Raw genomic sequence first — 22,516 nt, 5'->3', positions numbered from 1 at the left:
GTCGGGTGCGTGCGTTAAGGGGCGTGCTGGGCGTCGGGGTGAAGTGCGTAAGGCCGGCTCAGGCCGCGTCGCGATACTGGCTCGGCCACTTGCGCGGCTTCAGATCGGCGAGCGCCTTCGCGATCGCCGCGATGTGCTCGGGCGTCGTGCCGCAGCAGCCGCCCGCGATGTTCACGAGCCCCGCTTCGGCGAATTCCTTCAGCAGGCCCGAGGTATCCGCGGGCAATTCGTCGAAGCCGGTGTCGCTCATCGGATTCGGCAGACCGGCGTTCGGATAGCACGACACGTAGGTGTCGCACAGCTTGGCGAGCTCGGCGATATACGGGCGCATCAGCGCCGCGCCGAGCGCGCAGTTCAGGCCGAACGTGAGCGGCTTCGCGTGACGCAGCGAGTTCCAGAAGGCCTCGACGGTCTGGCCGGACAAAATGCGGCCCGAGGCATCGGTGACGGTGCCCGAGATCATGATCGGCAGACGCTCGCCGGTGTTTTCGAACAGTTCGTCGAGCGCGAACAGCGCCGCTTTCGCGTTCAGCGTGTCGAAGATCGTTTCGACGAGGAACAGGTCCGCGCCGCCGTCGAGCAGCGCTTTCGCCTGCTCGTAGTACGCGGTGCGCAGTTCGTCGAAGGTCACATTGCGCGCGCCGGGATCGTTGACGTCCGGCGAGATGCTGGCGGTTTTCGGCGTCGGGCCGATTGCGCCGGCGACGAAGCGCGGCTTGTCCGGCGTCGCGTATTTGTCGCACGCGGCGCGCGCGAGCTTCGCCGATTCGATGTTCATCTCGACGGCGAGCGACTCCATGCCGTAGTCGGCCTGTGCGACCGTGGTCGCACCGAACGTGTTGGTCTCGATGATGTCCGCGCCCGCCGCCAGATACTGCTCGTGAATCTCGGAGATGATCTGCGGCTGGGTGATCGACAGCAGTTCGTTGTTGCCCTTGATGTCGCGCGCGTAGTCCTTGAAGCGCTCGCCGCGATAGCTGGCTTCGTCGAGCTTGTAGCGCTGGATCATCGTGCCCATCGCGCCGTCCAGGATCAGGATGCGCGAGTTCAGCAGCGCGGGCAGCGCTGCGCCGCGAGTATAGGCGGGCTCGGAACGGACTGGCGTGATGGATTGAGCAGGCTGGGTCATGGCGGACGAGGGCTTGCGCCGGCGTTGGCGGAAAGCCTGTCATTGTAGCCGCTGACGCGCGGATGCGCCCGGCGGGCGGGAGGCGGGTTTGAGGCGCGACCGGCAAAATCGACCGATACGAATGCGCCGCGTCAGCAATTCAGAACGCGCTAACAGATGAAGCAATAAAAAATAGCCCGGCAAGCCAAAGCCTGCCGGGCCGTTTTCGTTGCCGCCGACCGCAAGATGGAACCCGCCGGACAAGCCGCGCGGTACGGTCGATCGATGTCGCCTGAGCGCCAGCTAAACCCCTCCGGTCAATGCAGAACAACGGGTTGGTGCATCAAGCTGTCGAATTGACCGAGGAATTCGTCGACCTCGTCGAGCGTCGGCTCGCCTTCGATCAGCTTTTGCACATGCTCGCGAAAACGCGCCGCCATTGCACCGTCGATGTAGATTTCGCGCTGCATGTTCTTGTCAACAATCTCGTAGCCGCCCGACTTCATGGCCAGCTGACCTTCCTGCGGAGGAAACTCGACGACACAGTAGTTAGGGCTGTTATAGATCATTTGCATGGCGACACTCCTTATTTCCGTTGGGCTCCTGCCCTTTTCTGCAACATAGGTGGAGCATGGGGGATGGAATTCAAGGGGTGGGTCCGGACGACGCAAGTAAAAAACTCCGGACCTGACGGTTAGACTCGCCGCTCCAGAAACGATTCAAGCAACGCGGCAAAACGGTGAGATTGCTCGACGGGCGCGAGATGCGCGGCATCCAGCAACTCGAAGCGGGCGCCCTCGATCGCCTCCGCTATTGCCTGCGTAGCAGCAGGGGGCGTGCCCGTGTCGTGACGTCCGGCCACCGTCAGCGTAGGCAAGCGGATCGCGCCGTGCTTGCCGCGCAGGTCGAAGTCGCGCAGCGCCTCGCAGGCCATCGCGAAGCCTTCCGGCGGGGTGCGCGCAAATGCCTCACGGATCGGCTCGACCGCTTCGGGATGCCCGGCCTGAAAGTCAGGCGTGAGCCAACGCGCGATCGTCGACGGCAGCAGCGCCTCCATGCCGTCGCTGCGAGCGGTGTGGGCGCGCTGATTCCACAACTCGCGGTTTTCGGGCGGAGTGCCGCCGGTGCTGTCGGCGATCGTCAGCGTGTCGACGCGCGATGGATGGTCGAGCGCGAATTGCTGCGCGATCATGCCGCCGAGCGACAGGCCGACCAGGTGCGTCGTCGGCGCGCCGAGCGCATCGAGCAGTTTGGCAAGATCGTCGGCCAGATCGCGCATGGTGAACGGCTCGCGCGCGACCGCGCTGTGGCCGTGGCCGCGCACGTCGTAGCGCAGCACTGTGTAATCGTCGCGGAAATAGCCGGCCATCTGATCCCAGATGGAAAGATCGCCGCCCAGCTGATGGATGAACGTGAGCCACGGGCCGCCGCCTTCGTTGCTCAGCACGTAGCGTGTTTCGATACCGTTGATGTTCACTTGCATGCAGACTCCTTTGAAGGAAACGCAGTGAAAAAGCGCGGTGGGTCGCCCCGTTCGCGCAAACGGAGGCTCCATTGACGTGCGAGTCAGTGTTGCAAAGTAAGTTTCGCCGATCTCGAGCAGATCTGCTCGTGACAGTGTGTCACGACAAGTGTCACGGTTTGATGATTGTTGGAGCGGTTGAATCGACCGCTGCGGCGGGGGCGGGCTCGGGCGTTACTGCCGATGCGTCGGCCGGCGCCGGCGCAGGGCTCGTGGCGGAGGGGGCAGAGGGGGCTGAGGGCGAGGCATCCACCGCCGACGCCCCATCGACATTTAGCTTGCCGCGCCACACCAGCTCGAACTGGGTACCGTTCGGCTCCGTCTGCAGAATGCGCGCGGGCAGCCAGCCGAGCGACGGCGCGAGCCACACGTCGATGCGGCGCTGGTCGCCATCGTGCCGCGGCAGACGTTTGAAATGACGCGTCTGCAGGTAGCCCTGTGCCGCGCGGATCGTTTCGTCGCCGATCGTCTCGATCGGCCAGTTCTCGCCGCTATCGGAATCGACGACGAAAAACTGTCGCGTCACGCCGGGCTTGTAGGCGTCCGGTTCGCCTCGCACGAGGCTTGCGAGCTGCATCACGACGCTGAAGCGGTCCTGCGCGCCGTCGGGCAACGGTAACGAGGCGGGCGTGCGCGTGAAGCCAATCTTCCCGTCGCTGCGATTGAAGATCGCGATGTCTTCCGCGCGACGGCCACGCTTTTCGCTGTACTGCGCCGGCGCGAGGCCAAACGCGTCGATCCCTCCGTGGCTCGAAAACACGAACGGACCGACGAACGGCAGCGGCACCGATACGACCATTTCGTAGCCTTGCCCATTGCTCGCCCAATGGATCGTGCCGGGCGCGTTGCGCACGCCGTTGTAGAACGTGTCGTAGTCGAGTTCGGCCGATGGCGGCACCGAAAACTTCACGCCCTGCGACGCCTGCGGCGCGCTGGCCGCGCCAGCGGCACTCGCCGCGGCGCCGCTGGCATTGGCATTGACCGGCGCATTCGCGCTCGCGGCGGCGGGCGGCGCGCTTGCCGCGGCCTCCGACGCCGGCGTGGCCGCCGGCTCGTTCGGCTTGGCCGGCTGCAACGCGCTCAACACATGCTGCTCGCGCGGCGGACCTGCCGCGGGCTTGCGTGTGGGCGCGGGTGGGTGCGGTGCCGGCGCGGCCGGCTTTGGCGCCGGTTGACGCTCGACCCTCTCGGGCGTCAGCAGCGCGACCTGCACCGGCACATGCTCGTGATTCGCCGGATTCAGATTCACGCGATTGCGCTCGAACCATTGCGCCGCGATCCAGTGCAAGATCGCCACGACCACGAGCACCGCGATCCAGCGTCCCGCGCGCGCCCCGCGTCCAGGCCCGCTGCCCAAAGCGGGAAGGCGATCACCACGGCGGTTGGCGGAAGCAAAATCCATCGGCGCTTGAATCTGTGAGAGCTTGAAAGGACTGGCGCGTATCAACCGTTGTCGCTACGCGGGATCGCGCTATAGCCGAGTTCGTACGACAGCTTGCGCGCGCATTCGCGCAGCGCGGTATCGATCTCGCCACCCCAGCGGATATCGAACCCGCCTTCATGGCCGAGCGCGACGAGAGCGAGTGCGAGTTCGCCGGTCGAATCGAATACCGGCATCGAAAACGCGTGGATCGTTGGCAGCAGCATGCCTTCGACTCGCGCGGCCTCGTGCTCGCGCACCTCGGCGAGCACCTTGTCGACGTCTTCGCGGGTGCGCGGCGCGCCGCTATGCGACGAACGCCGCGAGTCGGCCAGCTCGCGCTCGATCATCGCCTCGGTCTTGCCGGATGGCAGGTAGGCAGCGAACAGCAGACCGGTCGCGGAACTCAGCAAGGGCATCACGTCGCCGAGTTTCAACGATGCCTTGGCCGGATAGCTCGACTCCATCCAGTGCACCATCGTCGGCCCCTGATTGCCCCACACGGCGATGCCGACCGTCAGATCGAGCCGGTCGCGCAACTCGGCGAGCGCGATGCGCGCGAGCTTCACACCGTCGACCCGCGCAAGCCGCGCGAGCCCCAGCTGCAACGCGAAGCCGCCGAGTTCGTAGCGGCCGGACAGCGGGTCTTGCGCGACCACGCCGAGACGCAGAAAGCTGACCAGATAGCGATGCGCCTTCGCCGGACTCATGCCCGCGCGCTGCGCGAGATCGCGCAGCATCATTGCGCGCGGCTCGTGGGTCAGCACGTCGAGCAGCCTGAACCCGACCTCGATCGACTGGATGCCCGAGCGCAGTTTTTCTTCGCCGGGTTCACCAGCTTCGTCATCGACACCGGTTGCGTCGGTGGCATCGGCGGGGTCGGGCAGTTCGTCGGCGGACGCGGGGTCGGTGCGGGTGCGGATCGTGCCGGAGCGGGCGTTGGCGGACATGTGCAAAAGGCGCGGGCAGCGCGTTCGGTAATCGTAATAGGCGCGTAACGGCGGTGGTGACAGTGACAGCGACGAAGAACACGCACATCTTGGGCCGCGCCGATTCACCATCGTAGAATAGATTCCTTCCATCGTCACTAATACACGGTTCACAGCTCTATGAAACTTGCCTCGCTGAAGGACGGCACGCGCGACGGTCAACTGATCGTCGTGTCCCGCGACCTGCACACGGCGGCCATCGCCGACACGATCGCGCCCACGCTGCAGCGCGTGCTCGACGACTGGGCCTTCTACGCGCCGCAACTGCACGACCTCTACGATGCGCTGAACCAGGGCCGCGCGCGCAACAGCTTTTCGTTCGACGCTAAAGAGTGCATGGCGCCGTTGCCGCGCGCGTTCCAGTGGGCCGACGGTTCATCGTACGTGAACCATGTCGAACTCGTGCGGCGCGCACGCGGCGCGGAAATGCCGCCCGAATTCTGGACCGACCCGCTGATGTACCAGGGCGGCAGCGACGACTTCATCGGCCCGCGCGACGACATCGTGTGCGCATCGGAACAGTACGGCATCGACTTCGAGGCGGAAGTCGCGGTCATCACCGGTGACGTGCCGATGGGCGCGACGCCCGACCAGGCGCTGCGCGGCGTGCGGCTGGTTGCGCTCGTCAACGACGTGTCATTGCGCCACCTGATCCCCGCCGAACTCGCGAAGGGCTTCGGCTTTTTCCAGAGCAAGCCGGCCACGTCGTTCGCGCCGGTTGCGGTGACGCCCGACGAGCTCGGCGAACACTGGCGCGAAGGCCGCGTGCATCGGCCGATGATCGTCCACTGGAACGGCAGGAAAGTCGGCCAGCCCGACGCGGGCACCGATATGGTGTTTCACTTCGGTCAGCTGATCGCCCATGCGGCGAAAACGCGCAATCTGCGGGCTGGTTCGATCGTCGGTTCGGGCACGGTGTCGAACAAGGACGCGAAGCGCGGCTACTGCTGTATCGCGGAGAAGCGCTGCCTCGAAACGATCGAGCACGGCGCGCCGCAAACGGAGTTCATGAAGTACGGCGACACCGTGAAGATCGAAATGTTCGACGACGCGGGCAAGTCGATTTTCGGTGCGATCGAGCAGAGCATCGCGCCGCTCGAATGAAGCGCGGCGCTCACGCGGCGATGCGTTGACGCGGCGATACGTGCGAAAGGGTTTCGCCCGATGCCACCGCCCGCGCGCGCGGCTACACTGACTGGCGCGCCGGCTGGGACGGTGCGAATGTCATAAAGCGTGCAGCAACGCATCGGTAGCACATCGGCAATACATCACAACGAAAATCCCGACGTGAGGAGACAGCATGCCGCGATTCAACTTCCCCGCAGATGGACATCGACGCGCTGATGCGTCACTCGTTCAAGCGCGCACGAGCGCGCGCGGCTCGTATCAACGCGGCCGGCGCTTCGCGCGGCGCGCCGCGACGCTGTGCGCCGCGCTCGTCTGCGCGTTGCCGCTGACATCGTTCGCGCAGGTGAAGATCGGTCTCGTGTTGTCGCTGACCGGACCGGCCGCATCGCTCGGCATTCCCGCGCGCGACACGGTCGCGCTGCTGCCGAAACAGATTGGCGGGCAAAACGTCGAGTACATCGTGCTCGACGATGCCTCGGACACGACCCAGGCCGTGCAGGACACCAAGAAGCTGATCAGCGAGAATCACGTCGACGCGATCATCGGCTCATCGATCACGCCGAATTCGCTCGCGATGATCGACGTGGTCGCCGAGGGCGAAACGCCGATGATCTCGCTCGCGTCGTCCGCGAAAATCATCGAACCGGTCGATGCGAAACGTCGCTGGGTCTTCAAGACGCCGCAGACCGACGCGATGATGGCCTCGGCGATCGCCGAGCATGCGAGCGGACACGGCGTGAAGACGATCGCGTTCATCGGCCAGGCAGACGCGCTCGGCGAGACCTTCTACGCCGAGGTCGCGAAGTTCGCGCAGTTGCATCACATCGACGTGGTCGCGAGCGAGCGCTTCAATCGCACCGATCCGAGCGTGACCGGCCAGGTGCTGAAGATTCTCGCGACTCACCCCGACGCGGTGGTGGTCGGCGCGGCCGGCACGCCTGCCGCGCTGCCGCCGAAAACGCTGCGCGAGCGCGGCTACAAAGGCGTCATCTATCACAACCACGGCGTCGGCAATAACGACTTCCTGCGCGTGTGCGGAGCCGATTGCAACGGCACTTACCTGCCCGCGAGCCCGGTGCTGGTCGCCGCGCAATTGCCGGCCGATCATCCGGCCAGGCGCCTCGCGCTCGAATACATCGCGCGCTTCGAGGCGCAGCACGGCGCGGGCAGCGTGTCGGCGTTCGGTTCGTACACCTCGGACGCGAACGCGTTGCTCGAGCACGCAATTCCGCTTGCGTTGAAGAGCGGTGCGCCAGGCACGCCGGCGTTTCGCCGCGCGCTGCGCGATGCGCTCGAAGGAACCCGCGGTCTCGCGGATACCAACGGCGTCGTCAACATGAGCGCGGCCGATCATCTCGGGCTCGATCAGCGCGCGCGCGTGATGGTCGAAATCACTAATGGCAAGTGGCTCTATCAGCCGCATTGAACGGGTCGCGACGTTCCGCGCGCGACTGAACGAATCACCTACGGACTGCTCACCATGACTCAGTCATCGCAACCGAACGACGCGTACTACGCGCACTACCAGTCGCTGCGTTTGCAGCGTCATCCGCACGGCGTGCTCGAAGTCGTGATGAGCGGCGAGGGCGCGAATAAAAGCGGCCTCGCGACCGCGGACGCACGCATGCATTACGAGCTCGCGGAAATCTGGCGCGACATCGATCGCGATCCCGACACGCGCGTCGCGATCATTCGCGGCGAGGGCAAGGGCTTTTCGGCCGGCGGCGATCTGCAGCTCGTCGAGGACATGGCGAACGATTTCGAGGTGCGCACGCGGGTGTGGCGCGAAGCGCGCGACCTCGTCTACAACGTGATCAATTGCGGCAAGCCGATCGTGTCGGCGATGCACGGGCCCGCGGTCGGCGCGGGGCTCGTCGCGGGGCTGCTCGCCGATATCTCGATCGCGGCGAAGACGGCGCGCATCATCGACGGACATACGCGTCTCGGCGTCGCCGCGGGCGACCATGCGGCGATCGTCTGGCCGCTCCTGTGCGGCATGGCGAAGGCGAAGTACTACCTGCTGCTGTGCGAGCCGGTGAGCGGCGAAGAGGCGGAGCGCATCGGGCTCGTGTCGCTCGCGGTCGACGAAAGCGCGCTGCTGCCGAAGGCGTTCGAAGTCGCGCGCAAGCTCGCCGACGGGTCGCAGACCGCCATCCGCTGGACCAAGTACGCGCTGAACAACTGGCTGCGCACGGCGGGGCCGGCGTTCGATACGTCGCTCGCGCTGGAGTTCATGGGCTTCGCGGGGCCCGATGTGCGCGAGGGCTTGAGCTCGTTGCGCGAGCGGCGCGCGCCGGATTTTGGCGCGGGCCGTCCGCGTCACGACGAACCATCGTGATGTCATACCTCAAACGGTATGATCGAATCAACGCGCGCGGCATCGCGCGCTCTACCTGTCATCCAGCACCGAGGCGACAACCATGACCGACACCACTGGCTCCGCGCCGCCCTTTCCCGGCTTTCCCGGTTTTCCGCCCGCTGAAATGCTCGATCGGATGTGGAGCATGATTCGGCTGTCACCGTTCGGCGCCGCCATGACGGGCGCGCAGCCGGGTGGCGGCACGAGTCCGTCGCTGTCGATGATGTCCGACATGATGGCGCCGCTCACGAGCGTCGAGGAGCTCGACAAGCGCATCACCGACATGCGCGCGGTCGAGCAATGGCTGAAGCTGAATCTGAGCATGCTGCAGTCGGCGATCCAGGCGCTCGAAGTGCAGCGCGCGACGCTCGCGACGCTGCGCGCGTTCGGCGCGTTCGCACAGACCTCGATGTCGCAGGCGGCGGCAGCTGCAACGGGTGCGGCCGCGACTGACGCACCGAGCCCCGCTCCGAGCCCCGCGCCGGCGCCGAGCTGGACGAAGCCCGCTGAGCCCGCGCCCGAAAGCGCCCCTCCAGCCGACAGAGACGACGAGGGAGCGCCCGCGGCACCCGGTTTCGATGCATCCGCGTGGTGGAATCTGCTGCAATCGCAGTTCAATCAGATCGCGCAGTTCGCGATGACGCAGCCGTCCGTCGCGGTCGCGGCGGCGGGCGGGGGCACGCAGGGCAACCCGGAGTCGAAGGCTGCGGATCCGTCGGGCGGCGATCCGTCGGGCGGCGATCCGTCGGGCGGCGATCCGTCGGGCACCGGTGCGCGAAGCGCGAAGCCCGCCGCCAAACGGCCGGCCGCGAAGCGCGTCGCGACATCGGCCAAACGCGCGTCCGGCGAGGGCACGAGCGCCGCAACGCAGAAAAAGTCGACGTGAGCGGGCGGTGCGGGCGACACGCTCGCACCCTGCGCGAATTGCCGACTTTATTGAGAGAAGTCAATGCCATAGCACGCTCGCACCGCTTCTGTCACGGGTTTCGCCGGAGGCGCGTGCTATCATCGTGTAAGCTTGATCTGGCTTTGGGGCGTGCGCCGAAAACAACCAATCCCGCCGCTCTCTCGTCATTCGCCGTCGGCGCTACCGGTGCAGGGCTGGACGGTGCGGTTGTCGACCCAGACTGGCTCGACCTCAGGCAAAGGGTATTCCTCACCCACGGTTGGCCGCGGCGCCCGATTCACGCTCCAGGCGCCAATACAACAGACCGGACTTCTTTGCTGCCCGATGCTTCTGGGCGGCCGGTTAACGCGTAAAATTGAATGCTTGGCCGATAAACGGCATGTCCGTTCGTCACAGGTGAAAACGGCTACACGTAGCAGCAACAGACACACACAGTATGTGCAGAACAGGGGTGGGACTATGAACACCATGCTTTATCCGGAACTTTATAAATCGCTCGAATCCGTTCGATGGGACATGGAGAAGGACATTCCCTGGGACAAATTCGATGCATCGCTGTTGACCGACGAGCAGGCCGCGACGATCAAGATGAACGCGATCACCGAATGGTCGGCCTTGCCCGCCACGGAAATGTTTCTGCGTGACAATCATCACGACAGCGATTTCTCCGCATTCATGAGCGTCTGGTTCTTCGAGGAGCAGAAACACTCGCTGGTGCTGATGGAATACCTGCGCCGCTTCAAGCCGGAACTGGTCCCGACCGAAGAGGAACTGCACGCGGTGCGCTTCGAATTCGATCCCGCGCCGCCGCTCGAAACGCTGATGCTGCACTTCTGCGGCGAAATTCGCCTGAATCACTGGTATCGCCGCGCCGCCGAATGGCACACCGAGCCGGTCATCAAGCACATCTACGAAACCATCTCGCGCGACGAAGCGCGCCACGGCGGCGCGTATCTGCGCTACATGAAGAAGGCGATGGCGCAAACCGGCGACATCGCGCGTGCCGCGTTCGCCAAGATCGGCGTGCTGATGGCGTCGGCGCGTCGCACCGAAAAGCCGCTGCACCCCACCAACCTGCACGTGAACCAGGCGCTGTTCCCGCGCGACACGATCCAGTCGCGTCTGCCGGATCCGGAATGGCTCGAGCGCTGGCTCGACGAGCAGATCCGTTTCGACGACGGCTGGGAAAAGAAAGTCGTCGAGCGCATTCTGCACAACCTGTCGCTGCTGTTCGAACGCACGTTCACCACCGCGCAGGAACTGAACCGTTATCGCAAGGAAGTGGTCACGCGTCTGCAAGCCGCTGAACAAAGCCCGGCGCAGCAGCAACCGGCGTAACGGCTCGGGCGGTGTCAGCACCGTTTCAAATGGCGGTCCGGCAGGCGTGAGCTTGCCGGACCGTTTTGCTTCGAGCCGCCCAGCATGTATCGTGGCGGCACCCGGCATTCCTCTTCCCGCAACTTCGCAACTCCCCAACTCTGTGACCGTGCGATGACCGCCATCTTTGAACGCAAGATTCTGACGCGCGATGCCCTGGTGAAGCTGCGTCCTTCGCTGCGCGCGCCCGTCGTATTTACGAACGGCGTGTTCGATATCCTGCATCGCGGTCACGTCACCTATCTGGCCGACGCGAAGGCGTTGGGCGCGTGCCTGATCGTCGGTGTGAATAGCGATGCATCGGTCCGGATGCTCGGCAAAGGCGACGACCGGCCGATCAACAACGAGGCTGACCGCATGGCCTTGCTCGCGGCGCTGGAAAGCGTCGACTACGTGGTGGGCTTCGGCGAGAAAACGCCGGTCGAGCTGATTTCCGCGCTGCGCCCGGACGTGCTCGTGAAGGGCGGCGACTACGACATGGACGCGCTACCCGAATCGGCGCTCGTGCGCGGTTGGGGCGGCAAGGCGCTCGCGATCGCGTTCGAGCACGATCGCTCGACGACCGCGCTGTTGAAGAAGGTGCGCACGCAGGATTGATGCTGCGTGTTGCCGCGCGAACGCGTGGCGCAATGCCGAGCGTCTAATCGACCGCGTCGCTCGGCCGATCACTGCGGCAACTCCGATGTCGAAACCTGTGCCTGCGGTGCGGGTCCGCCGACCACTGCCTGATCGGCCGCGTCGGCGGCGCTGACGGGGCGCACCTTCAGCCAGTTCGGATGAATCTGGCGGTTCAGATGATTCGGCTCGCGTCCGCTGGCGGTGGGCATCGCGCCGAAGGCGCCACGCAGCGCGACGAAAGCCAGCACGTTGACAACAATCAGAATGGCGATCGGCCAGCGAAGCATCGTGGGTGTTTCCAATCCAGAAAGAAGTTGAGCGCGGGGTGTGAGGGCGCAACTCGGCCGCACCCGCCTGGCAGGCATTCAGCCGCTTTGGCCCGCCGTATCCTCGGTGGCGATCAGCGCGAGCCCCGACAGCACCAGCGAATCGTGGCGAGTATGCGGCACTTTCAGCGCGCTCGCCACTTCGTCGGCGGCGCCGCCGCTGACCACGAGACGCACCGGCACTTGCCATTCATCCTGCAGATCCCGCCACATCCGCTCGATCAGTCCGGCCTGCGCCAGCGTGCAGCCCGCTGACAGCGAGCGCGGCGTATCCGTTGCGAAAAACGGACCGCGTCGTGCCGCGTCGGCTGTAGCGGCCCCGCCGAGCAGACCGCGCGCGTACTTGGCGTCGAGCGTCGGCAGTTGTGCGGTGTGCTCACCGAGCGAGCGCATCATCAGCGTCCAGCCCGGCGCAATCAATCCGCCGATAAACGCGCCGTCCGCACGCAACGCCTCGAGCGTCGTCGCGGTGCCGAAGGTCGCGAGCAGCAGATGTTCGCCGGGAAAGGCCGCGTGCGCGCCGATCATGCCGCACCAGCGGTCGCTACCGAGCGAGTGCGGTGTCGTATAGCAATTGGTCACGCCGCATTGATGAGCGCTCGCGCGGATCGTCGCGAGCGGCAGTTGTGGCCAGAACGCTTCGACGAGCGCGGCGATGTGCGTCGCGATCTGCGTGCCCGCGACGTTGGAGAGCCACGCGCCGCAGGGCGCTGGCAAGTCGGCCCAACCGGTTTGCGAAGCAGATTGCGCGCGTGGCCCGGCAATGTCGTGATGCGCGAGCGCACCGCTCGCCAACTGCGTCCCGTCCGGCTGCACCAGCGCCCACTTGATCCGGCTATTGCCCGCGTCGATCAGCAGATAAGGCGCGCGCTGCGTCATGCGGCACCGTCGGCGAGGCGCAGCGACACGTCGCCGGTCGCGATGCTCCGGCGGCCTTCGGCCGTATCGAGCAGCAACTGGCCGCGTTCGTCGACGCCCGCCGCCACGCCGCGCGCGAGTTCTTGACCCTGCTCGAGCAGCACCACATCGCGGCCCGCGTACGCATGCACTCCGTTCCAGCGAGCCTGGAACGGTGCGAAGCCTTCAGCGCCGAAGCGCTGCAGCATCGGTTCGAGCGCGTTCAATTCGGCGGCCAGCGTATCGGTCAGATTCGCGTTCGGCAGCGCGCGCTGCAACGCGGTCGGCACGGTGCCGCGCGCCTGCGGCGATACCTCGGCGTTCAGCGCGCCGACCTTCGCCGCGAGTTCGTCGGCGCCCTTCACGTTGGTGCCGATGCCGATCACGACCGCGCTCGCGTGGTCGGTGCTCCACGCGGTTTCGATCAGGATGCCGGCGAGCTTGTCGCCTTCGAGCAGCACGTCGTTCGGCCACTTCAGCGCGATCTGTCCGGGACCCGCGACCGGCAGCGAGCGCAGCCCGTCGACGAGCGCGACGCCCACCGCGAGGCTCAAGCCCGCGAGCCCTTCGAGCGGGCGCGGCAATACGCACGCGACTGAAAACAGCAGCGCGTTGCCGGGCTCCGCGTACCACGGCCGGCCACGACGGCCACGCCCGGCGGTCTGCAGATACGCGACGCGCACGATCGGCCGCGGCAGCGCGTTCGCGTGGCGCGGTAGTGCTTTCATGTGGGCCATCAGATCGGCGTTGGTCGAACCGGTTTCTTCGACGATTTCGATCGGCCAGTCATGCGCATGCGCGCCGAACAGTTTGACCGCGCGCTCGCGATCGATGCGCCAGTCGGCCGAAGCCGACGACGAGGCCGCGGCCGCGCTTGCCGCAGCGGGCGGAGAGGCGGGAGTCTTGGAGGCATTCATGCCTCGTATTGTAGCCACAGCAAACCCGCCTGGGACTCGAATGCCGACCGGCGAGGAGGCGACGCGGATCGATGCACATCCTGGCGGACCGGGCGGCCGAGCCTTCGTTACAATGGCCGCTAATCCGATAACCAGATTCACGCGATCCTTGAACTACGACACTCCGCCCGGCCTCGAAGTCGCGGCCGGCAGCCAAGGCAAGATCGTCCGTCTCTCGGGCCAGTGGACGGCGCTCGCGCTCGCGCGCGATCGCGACACCGGGCACGTGATTCCGCAACTGCGTTCGCTGACCGGCGCGCAGGGCATCGGCGGGTGGGACCTGTCGCGCGTCGACAGCATGGACCACGTCGGCGGCCAGGCCCTGTGGCGCGTATGGGGCCGCAAATTGCCGCCGGGCACCGCGCTCACGGACACGCAGCGCGACATCTTCGAGCGCATCGCGCTGCTCGACACGGTGCGCGAGAGCGCCGAGCCGGTCACGCGCTTCGATCCCTTCACGCGTCTCGGCCTTGGCATCTTCTCGTTCGTCGAGCACATGCAGGGCGGTGTCACGATGCTCGGGCGCTTCGTGCTCGATCTGCTCGCGATCCTGCGCAAACCGAAACTCACGCCGTGGACCGAAATCTCCGCGAACATCTACAACGCCGGCGCCCGCGCGCTGCCGATCACTGCGCTCGTCGCGTTCCTGATCGGCATCGTGTTGAGCTATCTGTCGGCACAGCAATTGCGCATCTTTGGCGCGAACCAGTTTATCGTCAATATTCTCGGCCTCGCGGTGATTCGGGAACTCGGCCCGGTCTTGTCGGCGATCCTGGTGGCGGGCCGCTCGGGCTCGGCGATCACCGCGCAGATCGGCGTGATGCGCGTAACCGAGGAGCTCGACGCGATGCGCGTGATGGGCATCCCGCACGGTCTGCGGCTGATCCTGCCGCGCGTGATCGCACTGTCCGTCGCGATGCCTCTGCTCGTGATGTGGACCAACGTGATCTCGTTGACAGGCGGTGCGCTCGCCGCGAAGCTCGTGCTCGGTATCGACATGAGCTTCTTCGCGCGGCAGCTGCCCGTCGTCGTGCCGATCGCGAACCTGTGGATCGGCCTTGGCAAGGGCGCGGTGTTCGGCATGCTGATCGCGCTCGCCGGCTGTCATTTCGGTTTCCGTATCAAGGCCAATTCGCAGAGTCTCGGCGAAGGCACGACGACCTCGGTGGTCACGTCGATCACCATCGTGATTCTCGCGGACGCGGTGTTCGCGATCCTCTTTCAGAACGTGGGGCTCGGATGATCGCGCCACTAACCGAAGCCGTACGCGGCCAGCCCGTACCGTCGATCGCCGAGCCGGTGATCGAGGTGATCGACATCACCAAGCGCTACGGCCGCAACATCGTGCATCAGCATCTGAGCCTCGACGTGCGGCGCGGCGAGATCGTGTCAATCGTCGGCGGCTCGGGCTCGGGCAAGACCACGCTGGTGCGGCAGATTCTCGGCCTCGAGCGGCCGTCGCGGGGCACGATCAAGCTGTTCGGCGAAGACCTCGCCACGATCTCCCCCGAGACCGCGCTGCTGATGCGCAGCCGCTCCGGCATGCTGTTCCAGCGCGGCGCGCTGTTCTCGTCGCTGTCCGTGTTCGACAACGTCGCGCAACCGGTGCGCGAGCTCGGCAAGGTGCCCGAAGACCTGCTGCGCGACATCGTGATGCTGAAGCTCGAAATGGTCGGGCTGCCGTGCAAGCACGCGTCGAAGATGCCGTCGGCGCTGTCGGGCGGCATGATCAAGCGGGTCGGCATCGCGCGCGCGATCGCGCTCGAACCCGAACTGCTGTTCCTCGACGAACCGACCGCCGGCCTCGATCCGCAGGCGTCCGACGAATTCGTCGAGCTGATCTCCGGGCTGCATCGCGCGCTCGGTCTGACGGTCGTGATGATCACGCACGATCTCGATACGATGGTCGCGTTGTCGACGCGCGTGGCCGTGATTGCCGATCGCAAAGTGCTCGTCAACGCGCCGGTCGAGGAGGCCGCGGGCGTCGACCATCCGTTCATCCGCGAATATTTCCTCGGCCTGCGCGGGCGCCGCGCGCTGCAGGCGCTGCCGCCCGAGCGTCGCGCGAAGCTGCCGCGGGCGGCGCTCGAGCCGGCGTCGTCCGAGTTGTCGCTGTGAGGCCGGCCGCCACCAAGCGGGCCGCTACGAACCTGGAAAACTGACCATGGAAAACAAAGCGCATGCGTTCTGGGCCGGGCTTTTCACGGTCGTGCTGACGGCGGCGATCGCGCTGGCCGCGTATCTGTTCAATGTCGACCGCACCGTGCGAGTGCCTTACGACCTGATCGCGCGCACCAACGTGACCGGCCTCTTTGCGGACGCGGCGGTGCGCTTTCGCGGGCTCGACGTCGGCCGCGTACAGTCGATCAAGTTCGATCCGACACATCCCGGGCAGATCCTGATCCGCATCATGGTCGACGAGCACGCGCCGATCACGCATTCGACGTTCGGCAGCCTCGGCTTACAGGGCGTGACCGGCATCGCGTTCGTCCAGCTCGACGATACCGGGCGCGACCTGACGCCGCTGCACTCGTCGGCGCACCAGGTCGCGCAATTGCCGATGCGCCCCGGTCTGTTCGACCAGTTGCAGCAGCGCGGCGACGTGCTGCTGCGCAAGCTCGAAAAAGTCACCGACAACGTGAACGACATGCTCTCGCCGGAAATGGTCGAACAGCTGCACGAGACGGCGGCGAGCATCGCGCAGGCGGCTTCGGGCGTCGCGACGCTGACTCGTGAGATGGCGCCGGTCGCCAGCAAGCTGCCCGGCACGATCGACCAGCTGAACCACACGCTCGCGTCGACCGACCAGATGATCACCGGCCTGAACCGTCCGGACGGACCCCTCGAGCGCAATCTGAACAAGGTCGGCACGGCCGCGCAGCAGGCGGGCGATGCGCTCACGCAGATGAACACGTCGCTGCAGGACCTGTCCGCGCGGGTCGGCTTCGAAACGCTGCCGCGCGTCAATTCGCTGACCGAGGACGTGCGCTCGGCGGCGCAATCGATCGATCGCGCCGCCGACACCTTCAATACCAATCCGCGCAGCGTGCTGTTCGGCGCGCCGCGCGCGGCGCCGGGTCCGGGCGAGGCCGGCTTCGCGTGGCCCGCCGCCGCCGCGCCCGCAGCCCCCGCGGCCCATTAAATTCGCCGGCTAGAACAGAGGAAGATGCCCATGTCACGCTCGATTCACCGACTGTTGTCCTCGCGCGCCGCGCTCGCGGCGCTGCTCGCGTCCGGCGTGCTGGCGGCGGGCTGCGCGGGCACGTCCGCGGTCGTGTCGGACGTCCGCTACGACTTCGGACCGCCGCCGCAGGCCGCCGCCGCGAGCCGGCTGGCGGCCGTCAAGGTGCTCGAGGTCAGCGCGCCGTCCGTGCTCGAATCGGACCGGCTGACGTATCGGCTGAGCTACGCCGATGCGCAGCAGACGGCCGCCTACGCCAACAGCCACTGGACGATGATGCCGTCGCAACTGCTGACGCAGCGCCTGCGCAACGCGCTGAGCGAGCGCGGCACCGTGCTGACGGGCGCGGACGGCGTGAGCGCGCCGGTGCTGCGGATCGATCTGACCGAGTTCGAGCAGGTTTTCGCCAGCCCGACCGACAGCCACGGCGCGATCGCCGCGCGCGCCACGCTGATGCAGGGTGGCAAGGTGGTCGGCCAGCACACCTTCGTCGCGCACGCGCCCGCGCATTCGGCGGATGCGGCCGGCGGCGCGCGGGCGCTCGCCGCGGCCAGCGACGATCTCATCGCGCAGATCACGGCGTGGCTCGGCTCGCAGGCGCTGGTCGCCGCGCAATGACGGGCAGGCAGCGCACGCAAAGGAGCGCCGCATGAGCGAGCGCCCGTGGCTGCGCCGCCCGTCGACGCTGGCACGTCGGGCGCTGCTGCTGTACGCGGCGCTGATCGTGTACGGCTCGTGGTATCCGTTCTCGGGGTGGCGCTCGCTCGGCATCGCGCCGTTCGCCTATCTGTTCGATCCGATGCCGCAGTACCTGACTGCATTCGACGTCGTCACCAACGTGCTCGGCTATATGCCGTTCGGCGCGCTGGTGGTGCTCGCGGTGTATCCGCGCTGGCGCGGCACACTGGCCGTCGCGCTCGCGTTCGTGTTGGGCGGCCTGCTGTCGGGCACGATGGAAGCCGTGCAGACCTATCTGCCGACCCGCGTCGCCTCCAATCTCGACCTTGCGGCCAACACGCTCGGCGCGCTAATCGGCGCGGCGATGATGTCGCCGTTGACCGGCGCGCTGCTCGATCGCGGCCTGCTCAGGCGTCTGCGGCTGCTGTGGTTCGAGCGCGGCCATGCGACGCTCGCGTGCATCGTCGCCGCGTGGCCGTTCGCGACGATGTTTCCGGCGCCGCGCCTGTTCGGCCTCGGCAACTGGCCGCGCGCGCTGTGGCTGAGCGTCGATCCAGCCACCCAGGACGCGCTGCTCGCGTGGACGCCGTCTGCATGGCAGGTCGGCACATGGCCGGCGGCGGCCGCCGCGTGGCTGGACGACGACACATGGGAAGCGCTGATCGCGACGCTGAACCTGTTTGCGGCGCTCGCGCTCGCGTCGCTGCCGATGCGCCGTCATGCGCCGCGCGTGCGCCTGCTGTTCGTGTTCATCGTCGCGACCTTATGCGTGAAGGCCGGCGCGACGTTTCTGCAATCGCAATCGGGCCTCGCGTTCGACTGGGCGACGCCGGGCGCGTTGCCCGGACTCGTGTGCGGCACCGTCGCGGCGCTCGTCGCGCTGCCGCTGCGGCGGCGCGTGCGCGCGACGCTCGCCGGGGTCGCGCTGGTCATCGCACTCGTGTTCGTCAATCTGCTGCCGGTGAATCCGTATTTCGACGCGGTGCTCGCCGACTGGAGACAGGGACGCTACCTGCATTTCAACGGACTCGCGCGTTGGCTCGCGTGGATGTGGCCCTATGCGGCGCTGGTGTGGCTCGCGTTCGCGGTCGAGCGGGCGTGGCTGAAGCGGCGCGTGAAGCCGGCCTGACGTGCTTGCGCTGCGGCCGCCAGGCCGCGGCGCGTGCACAGCCCGGTCGCTATAATCGTCCGCACGACGGGCGCTTCGGCATACCGGATGCCGACTGCGCCATTGCACTTCCTTTCAGGCTCGCCTCCCGAACATCATGGATTCCTTTTACAAGCACCACGTTTTCTTCTGTCTGAATCAACGCGACCCCGGCGCCGAGCGTCCGAGCTGCGCGAACTGCAATGCGCAGGCGATGCAGGAGTACGCGAAAAAACGCGTGAAGCAACTCGGGCTCGCCGGTCCCGGCCAGGTGCGCATCAACAAGGCCGGCTGCCTCGATCGCTGCGAACTGGGCCCGGCGCTCGTCGTGTATCCCGAGGCGGTCTGGTACACCTACGTCGACGAGAGCGACATCGACGAGATCGTCGAATCGCATCTCATGAACGGCAAGGTCGTCGAGCGTCTGAAGATCGATCAATAACGCGAACCACGAAACGATCCACAGGCATCCCGATGAACGTCAACACGAAGAAGTATCTGATCGACGGCCCGGTCGGCAAGATCGAGGTCGCGCTGGACCTGCCCGACGACGTCCGCGATAAAAGCGCCGCGCCGCGCGGCATTGCGCTCGTCGCGCATCCGCATCCGCTGTTTGGCGGCACGATGGACAACAAGGTCGCGCAGACACTCGCGCGCACGCTCGTGCAACTGAACTACGTCACGTACCGGTCGAATTTCCGCGGCGTCGGCCAGACTCAGGGCGAACACGACGCGGGCGTCGGCGAGCGTGACGATCTGTGCGCGGTCCTCGAGCACATGCGGGCCGATCCGGACTTTGGCGATCTGCCGCTCGTACTCGCGGGCTTTTCGTTCGGCACCGTGGTGCTGTCGCATGTCGCGGCGAAGCTGCGCGAGGAAGGCCGGGATATCGAGCGCATCGTGTTCGTCGGTACCGCGGCGAGCCGCTGGGACGTCGCGCCTGTGCCCGAAGGCACGCTCGTGATTCACGGCGAAGTCGACGAGACCGTTCCGATCCAATCCGTGTTCGACTGGGCGCGGCCGCAGGAACTGCCGGTCGTCGTGATTCCGGGCGCCGAGCACTTTCTGCATCGTAAGCTTCACATCCTGAAGCGCATCATCGTCGACGCCTGGCGCTGAAACCGCGCGACACGCGTTTTGCGGGGGACAGGTACGCGCAAACGTGTGCAAATCAACGACACACGCACGAAGTTGACCAGGTAGCGCGCGTATAATGAGCGCTCTTTTTTTGGGCACAGCGCCGCCCAGCCGGCAGAATCGCGCGCCGCGGAATCATTTCGCGGGAGGGCGCGGCCGGGTGCTTAGCGCTGTGCTCGCGAACCGATTGCGTCGCCATCAGTCCAACGGGCGCCCGCCGTTTTACGGCCAGATGCCCCGCCGACCGGCTCCCCCAACTCCGCGCGCCTGTCGCGCAACGTATTTTTCTGCACCAATCGACCCTATGCGTTTCTCCTCCTCTGGCCGCACGTCTTTCCCGTCAGTCGCTTCTTTCATTCCCACTTCGCTCAACCGTGCCATTACCGTCGGCCTCGTGCTGCCGGCCACGCTGGTCGCGAGCACCGCGTTCGCGCAGGTGCCTCCGCCGGGCGTCAACGCGCGCTCGTGGGTGCTCGTCGATGCGACCAGCAACCAGGTGCTCGCGTCCGCCAATGCCGACGAACGCGTCGAGCCGGCGTCGCTGACCAAGCTGATGACCGCGTATCTGGTGTTCGAAGCGCTCGGCACCAAGAAGATCACGATGGATCAGAGCATCGAGCCGAGCGAAGCCGTGCGGCGCGTGCGCAACGACGAGTCGCGGATGTTCATCGAGGCGCTCAAGCCGGTGACCGTGCACGACCTCGTGTACGGCATGATCGTGCAGTCGGGCAACGACGCGGCGATCGCGCTCGCCGAACTGGTGGGCGGCAACGAGGCGCAGTTCGTCGACATGATGAACAAGGAAGCGCAGAAGCTCGGCATGAAGAACACGCATTTCGCCGACGTGAACGGCATGCCCGACCCGCAGCACTACACGACCGCGGGCGATCTCGCGATCCTGTCGGCGCGCCTGATCCGCGACTATCCGGACTACTACAACATCTTCTCGGTCAAGGAATTCACGTACAACAAGATCAAGCAGCCGAACCGCAACCGTCTGCTGTGGATCGACCCGAGCGTCGACGGTCTGAAGACTGGTCACACGCAAGCGGCCGGCTACTGCCTGATCGCGAGCGCGAAGCGTCCGCTGCCCGGCACGACGGACGCGTCGCGCCGTCTCGTCTCGGTGATGATGGGCGAGACCAAGGAACACGACCGCGTGCAGGACAGCCTGAAGATGCTGAACTACGGCTACACCGCCTACGACACGACGCGTCTGTACAAGGCGAACCAGGTCGTGGCCACGCCGCGCGTCTACAAGGGTTCGCAGGACAGCGTGCAGGTCGGCGTGAAGAGCGACCAGTACATCACTCTGCCGAAGGGCGCCGGCGACAAGGCGAAGCCGCAGATCGAACTGAACGATCCGCTGATCGCGCCGATCGCGAACGGCCAGCAGATCGGCACCGCCAAGCTCGTCGCCGACGGCAAGGTGCTCGCGCAGTTCCCGGTGCTCGCGCTGCAGCCGGTGCCGCAAGCCGGTGTGGTCGGCCGCGTATGGGATTCGCTGATGCTGATGTTCAACAAGAAAAAGTAAGGGCTACGTCGCAATGACCGCTGTCTGCGAGGTTTCGCCGGAGCCGATCGTTTATCTGAACGGCGAACTGGTGCCGTTGTCCGAAGCGCGCGTGCCGGTGCTCGACCGCGGCTTCATTTTCGGCGACGGCATTTACGAAGTGGCGCCGTTGTACGCGCACGCGAGCGGCCGCCGCACCGCGTTTCGTCTGAAGCAGCATCTGGCGCGGCTCGGGCGCTCGGTCGGCAAGATCGGCATCGCCAATCCGCTCGACGACGCCGGCTGGCGCGAGCTGATCGAGCGGGTGGTCGAGGCCAACGAAACGGACGGCGGCCTGCGTGCCGATCAGGACGCGATCGCGTACATTCAGGTGACGCGCGGCGTCGCGAAGCGCGCTCACGCGTTTCCGGCCAGCGTGAAGCCGACCGTGTTCGTGATGGTTACCGCGCTGAGCCTGCCCGGCGCCGCGCAGCGGGCGAGCGGCGTCGCGTGCGTGAGCGCGGAGGATCGTCGCTGGCTCAATTGCGACATCAAGTCGGTGTCGCTGCTCGGCAACGTGCTGATGGCGCAACACGCGGCCGAAAACGACGCCTTCGAGACGCTGCAGTTCCGCGATGGTTTGCTGACCGAAGGGTCGTCGTCGAACGTGTGGGTCGTGAAGGATGGCGTACTGGTCGCGCCGCCGCGCAGCAACAAGATTCTCGAAGGAATCCGCTATGGGCTCATCGAGGAGCTGACGGCCGAATGCGGCATACGCTTCGAGGCGCGCGACATCACCGAGGCCGAAGTGCGCGCGGCCGATGAAATCATGGTCAGCTCGGCGACCAAGGAAGTGCTGCCGGTCACGCGGCTCGACGGCGCGCCGGTCGGCGCGGGCCAGCCGGGCGCGGTGTTTGCGGCGCTGTATGCGGCGTATCAGCGAGCCAAGGCGGCCGAAGCCGCCGCGGCGGAAGAAGGAGTAGAGAATGAATCCCGAGAACGACTCACTGTTTGAATTCCCCTGCGATTTCCCGATCAAGATCATGGGCAAATCGCACCCCGAGTTTGCCGCGACGATCGTCGAAGTGGTGCGCGAGTTCGATAGCGAGGTCGATGCGTCGCGCGTCGAGACGCGGCCGTCGAGCAGCGGCACCTACACGGGGCTGACCGTCCACGTGCGCGCGACGAGCCGCGCGCATCTCGACGATATCTATCGCGCGCTGACCGGGCACCCGATGGTCAAGGTCGTGCTGTAACCAACACGCCACACGCGA

General features: G+C 66.2%; 24 protein-coding genes. 16 read left to right on the top strand and 8 right to left on the bottom strand.

What is annotated here, in order from left to right:
• Positions 1-58: 58 nt before the first annotated feature.
• The 5 genes from G5S42_RS27955 to G5S42_RS27935 all read right to left on the bottom strand — a co-directional run bounded on the left by G5S42_RS27955 (position 59) and on the right by G5S42_RS27935 (position 5,138).
• On the bottom strand, positions 59-1,129 hold the full coding sequence (locus G5S42_RS27955; RefSeq protein ID WP_176109699.1) for a homocysteine S-methyltransferase family protein: 1,071 nt from the start codon (positions 1,127-1,129) through the stop codon (positions 59-61).
• Positions 1,130-1,425: 296 nt separating this feature from the next.
• A complete protein-coding gene (locus G5S42_RS27950; protein WP_013088223.1) occupies positions 1,426-1,683 on the bottom strand; it encodes a BTH_I0359 family protein in 258 nt (85 codons plus the stop codon).
• 119 nt (positions 1,684-1,802) lie between these two features.
• Positions 1,803-2,591, bottom strand: coding sequence for an alpha/beta fold hydrolase (locus G5S42_RS27945; RefSeq protein ID WP_176109698.1), 789 nt, complete (start codon positions 2,589-2,591; stop codon positions 1,803-1,805).
• A gap of 151 nt (positions 2,592-2,742) precedes the next feature.
• Complete coding sequence (locus tag G5S42_RS27940) at positions 2,743-4,032, bottom strand: DUF3108 domain-containing protein (protein WP_176109697.1); 1,290 nt, start codon at positions 4,030-4,032, stop codon at positions 2,743-2,745.
• Positions 4,033-4,073: 41 nt separating this feature from the next.
• Complete coding sequence (locus G5S42_RS27935) at positions 4,074-5,138, bottom strand: IclR family transcriptional regulator (protein ID WP_376776964.1); 1,065 nt, start codon at positions 5,136-5,138, stop codon at positions 4,074-4,076.
• A 21-nt stretch (positions 5,139-5,159) separates the two neighbouring features.
• On the opposite strand from G5S42_RS27935, the gene G5S42_RS27930 reads away from it, so the two are divergent.
• The 6 genes from G5S42_RS27930 (at position 5,160) to rfaE2 (ending at position 11,407) form a co-directional block, all read left to right on the top strand.
• Positions 5,160-6,143, top strand: a complete 984-nt coding sequence (locus tag G5S42_RS27930) for a fumarylacetoacetate hydrolase family protein (protein ID WP_176109695.1) — start codon at positions 5,160-5,162, stop codon at positions 6,141-6,143.
• Positions 6,144-6,339: 196 nt separating this feature from the next.
• Complete coding sequence (locus G5S42_RS27925) at positions 6,340-7,593, top strand: ABC transporter substrate-binding protein (protein ID WP_176109694.1); 1,254 nt, start codon at positions 6,340-6,342, stop codon at positions 7,591-7,593.
• A gap of 54 nt (positions 7,594-7,647) precedes the next feature.
• Positions 7,648-8,505 (top strand): enoyl-CoA hydratase/isomerase family protein, encoded by an 858-nt coding sequence (locus G5S42_RS27920; RefSeq protein ID WP_176109693.1) that lies wholly within the window; start codon positions 7,648-7,650, stop codon positions 8,503-8,505.
• Positions 8,506-8,587: 82 nt separating this feature from the next.
• Entirely contained in the window at positions 8,588-9,412 is an 825-nt protein-coding gene (locus tag G5S42_RS27915) for a PhaM family polyhydroxyalkanoate granule multifunctional regulatory protein (RefSeq protein ID WP_176109692.1), read from the top strand.
• A 480-nt stretch (positions 9,413-9,892) separates the two neighbouring features.
• Positions 9,893-10,771, top strand: coding sequence for a ferritin family protein (locus G5S42_RS27910; RefSeq protein WP_176109691.1), 879 nt, complete (start codon positions 9,893-9,895; stop codon positions 10,769-10,771).
• Between the two features lie 153 nt (positions 10,772-10,924).
• The gene (gene rfaE2, locus G5S42_RS27905) at positions 10,925-11,407 is read left to right on the top strand and encodes a D-glycero-beta-D-manno-heptose 1-phosphate adenylyltransferase (protein ID WP_176109690.1); all 483 of its coding nucleotides are present in this window, start codon (positions 10,925-10,927) and stop codon (positions 11,405-11,407) included.
• A 68-nt stretch (positions 11,408-11,475) separates the two neighbouring features.
• Here the strand turns inward: rfaE2 and G5S42_RS27900 are convergent, their stop codons facing one another.
• From G5S42_RS27900 to G5S42_RS27890, 3 genes are all read right to left on the bottom strand, one after another.
• Positions 11,476-11,715 (bottom strand): hypothetical protein, encoded by a 240-nt coding sequence (locus G5S42_RS27900; RefSeq protein WP_176109689.1) that lies wholly within the window; start codon positions 11,713-11,715, stop codon positions 11,476-11,478.
• 78 nt (positions 11,716-11,793) lie between these two features.
• On the bottom strand, positions 11,794-12,633 hold the full coding sequence (locus G5S42_RS27895; RefSeq protein WP_176109688.1) for a type III pantothenate kinase: 840 nt from the start codon (positions 12,631-12,633) through the stop codon (positions 11,794-11,796).
• Positions 12,630-13,568, bottom strand: coding sequence for a biotin--[acetyl-CoA-carboxylase] ligase (locus G5S42_RS27890; RefSeq protein ID WP_176109687.1), 939 nt, complete (start codon positions 13,566-13,568; stop codon positions 12,630-12,632). The genes G5S42_RS27895 and G5S42_RS27890 overlap by 4 nt, the downstream gene beginning before the upstream one ends.
• Positions 13,569-13,716: 148 nt before the next feature.
• Here G5S42_RS27890 and G5S42_RS27885 point away from each other — a divergent pair, with 148 nt between their 5' ends.
• From G5S42_RS27885 to G5S42_RS27840, 10 genes are all read left to right on the top strand, one after another.
• The gene (locus tag G5S42_RS27885; RefSeq protein WP_176109686.1) at positions 13,717-14,850 is read left to right on the top strand and encodes an MlaE family ABC transporter permease; all 1,134 of its coding nucleotides are present in this window, start codon (positions 13,717-13,719) and stop codon (positions 14,848-14,850) included.
• Positions 14,847-15,725, top strand: a complete 879-nt coding sequence (locus G5S42_RS27880; protein WP_176109685.1) for an ABC transporter ATP-binding protein — start codon at positions 14,847-14,849, stop codon at positions 15,723-15,725. The genes G5S42_RS27885 and G5S42_RS27880 overlap by 4 nt, the downstream gene beginning before the upstream one ends.
• A 46-nt stretch (positions 15,726-15,771) precedes the next feature.
• Positions 15,772-16,749 carry an MlaD family protein gene (locus G5S42_RS27875; RefSeq protein WP_176109684.1) on the top strand — a complete coding sequence of 326 codons (978 nt, stop codon included), beginning with the start codon at positions 15,772-15,774 and terminating at the stop codon, positions 16,747-16,749.
• Positions 16,750-16,779: 30 nt separating this feature from the next.
• The gene (locus tag G5S42_RS27870) at positions 16,780-17,406 is read left to right on the top strand and encodes an ABC-type transport auxiliary lipoprotein family protein (RefSeq protein ID WP_176109683.1); all 627 of its coding nucleotides are present in this window, start codon (positions 16,780-16,782) and stop codon (positions 17,404-17,406) included.
• Positions 17,407-17,437: 31 nt separating this feature from the next.
• Positions 17,438-18,595, top strand: a complete 1,158-nt coding sequence (locus tag G5S42_RS27865; protein WP_176109682.1) for a VanZ family protein — start codon at positions 17,438-17,440, stop codon at positions 18,593-18,595.
• A 136-nt stretch (positions 18,596-18,731) separates the two neighbouring features.
• On the top strand, positions 18,732-19,055 hold the full coding sequence (locus G5S42_RS27860) for a (2Fe-2S) ferredoxin domain-containing protein (RefSeq protein WP_176109681.1): 324 nt from the start codon (positions 18,732-18,734) through the stop codon (positions 19,053-19,055).
• Positions 19,056-19,087: 32 nt separating this feature from the next.
• Positions 19,088-19,732 carry an alpha/beta hydrolase gene (locus G5S42_RS27855; RefSeq protein WP_176109680.1) on the top strand — a complete coding sequence of 215 codons (645 nt, stop codon included), beginning with the start codon at positions 19,088-19,090 and terminating at the stop codon, positions 19,730-19,732.
• Between the two features lie 322 nt (positions 19,733-20,054).
• Positions 20,055-21,284 (top strand): D-alanyl-D-alanine carboxypeptidase family protein, encoded by a 1,230-nt coding sequence (locus tag G5S42_RS27850; protein ID WP_176109679.1) that lies wholly within the window; start codon positions 20,055-20,057, stop codon positions 21,282-21,284.
• Positions 21,285-21,297: 13 nt separating this feature from the next.
• Entirely contained in the window at positions 21,298-22,257 is a 960-nt protein-coding gene (locus tag G5S42_RS27845) for a D-amino acid aminotransferase (RefSeq protein ID WP_176109678.1), read from the top strand.
• Positions 22,229-22,498, top strand: a complete 270-nt coding sequence (locus tag G5S42_RS27840) for a DUF493 family protein (protein WP_013088246.1) — start codon at positions 22,229-22,231, stop codon at positions 22,496-22,498. Before G5S42_RS27845 ends, G5S42_RS27840 begins: the two co-directional genes overlap by 29 nt.
• Positions 22,499-22,516 lie beyond the last annotated feature (18 nt).

It is taken from the genome of Paraburkholderia youngii, assembly GCF_013366925.1.
In the GTDB taxonomy this organism is placed as follows: domain Bacteria; phylum Pseudomonadota; class Gammaproteobacteria; order Burkholderiales; family Burkholderiaceae; genus Paraburkholderia; species Paraburkholderia youngii.
Note: the sequence above shows the minus strand (reverse complement) of the source record. Positions and strands in the feature narration are given on the sequence as shown.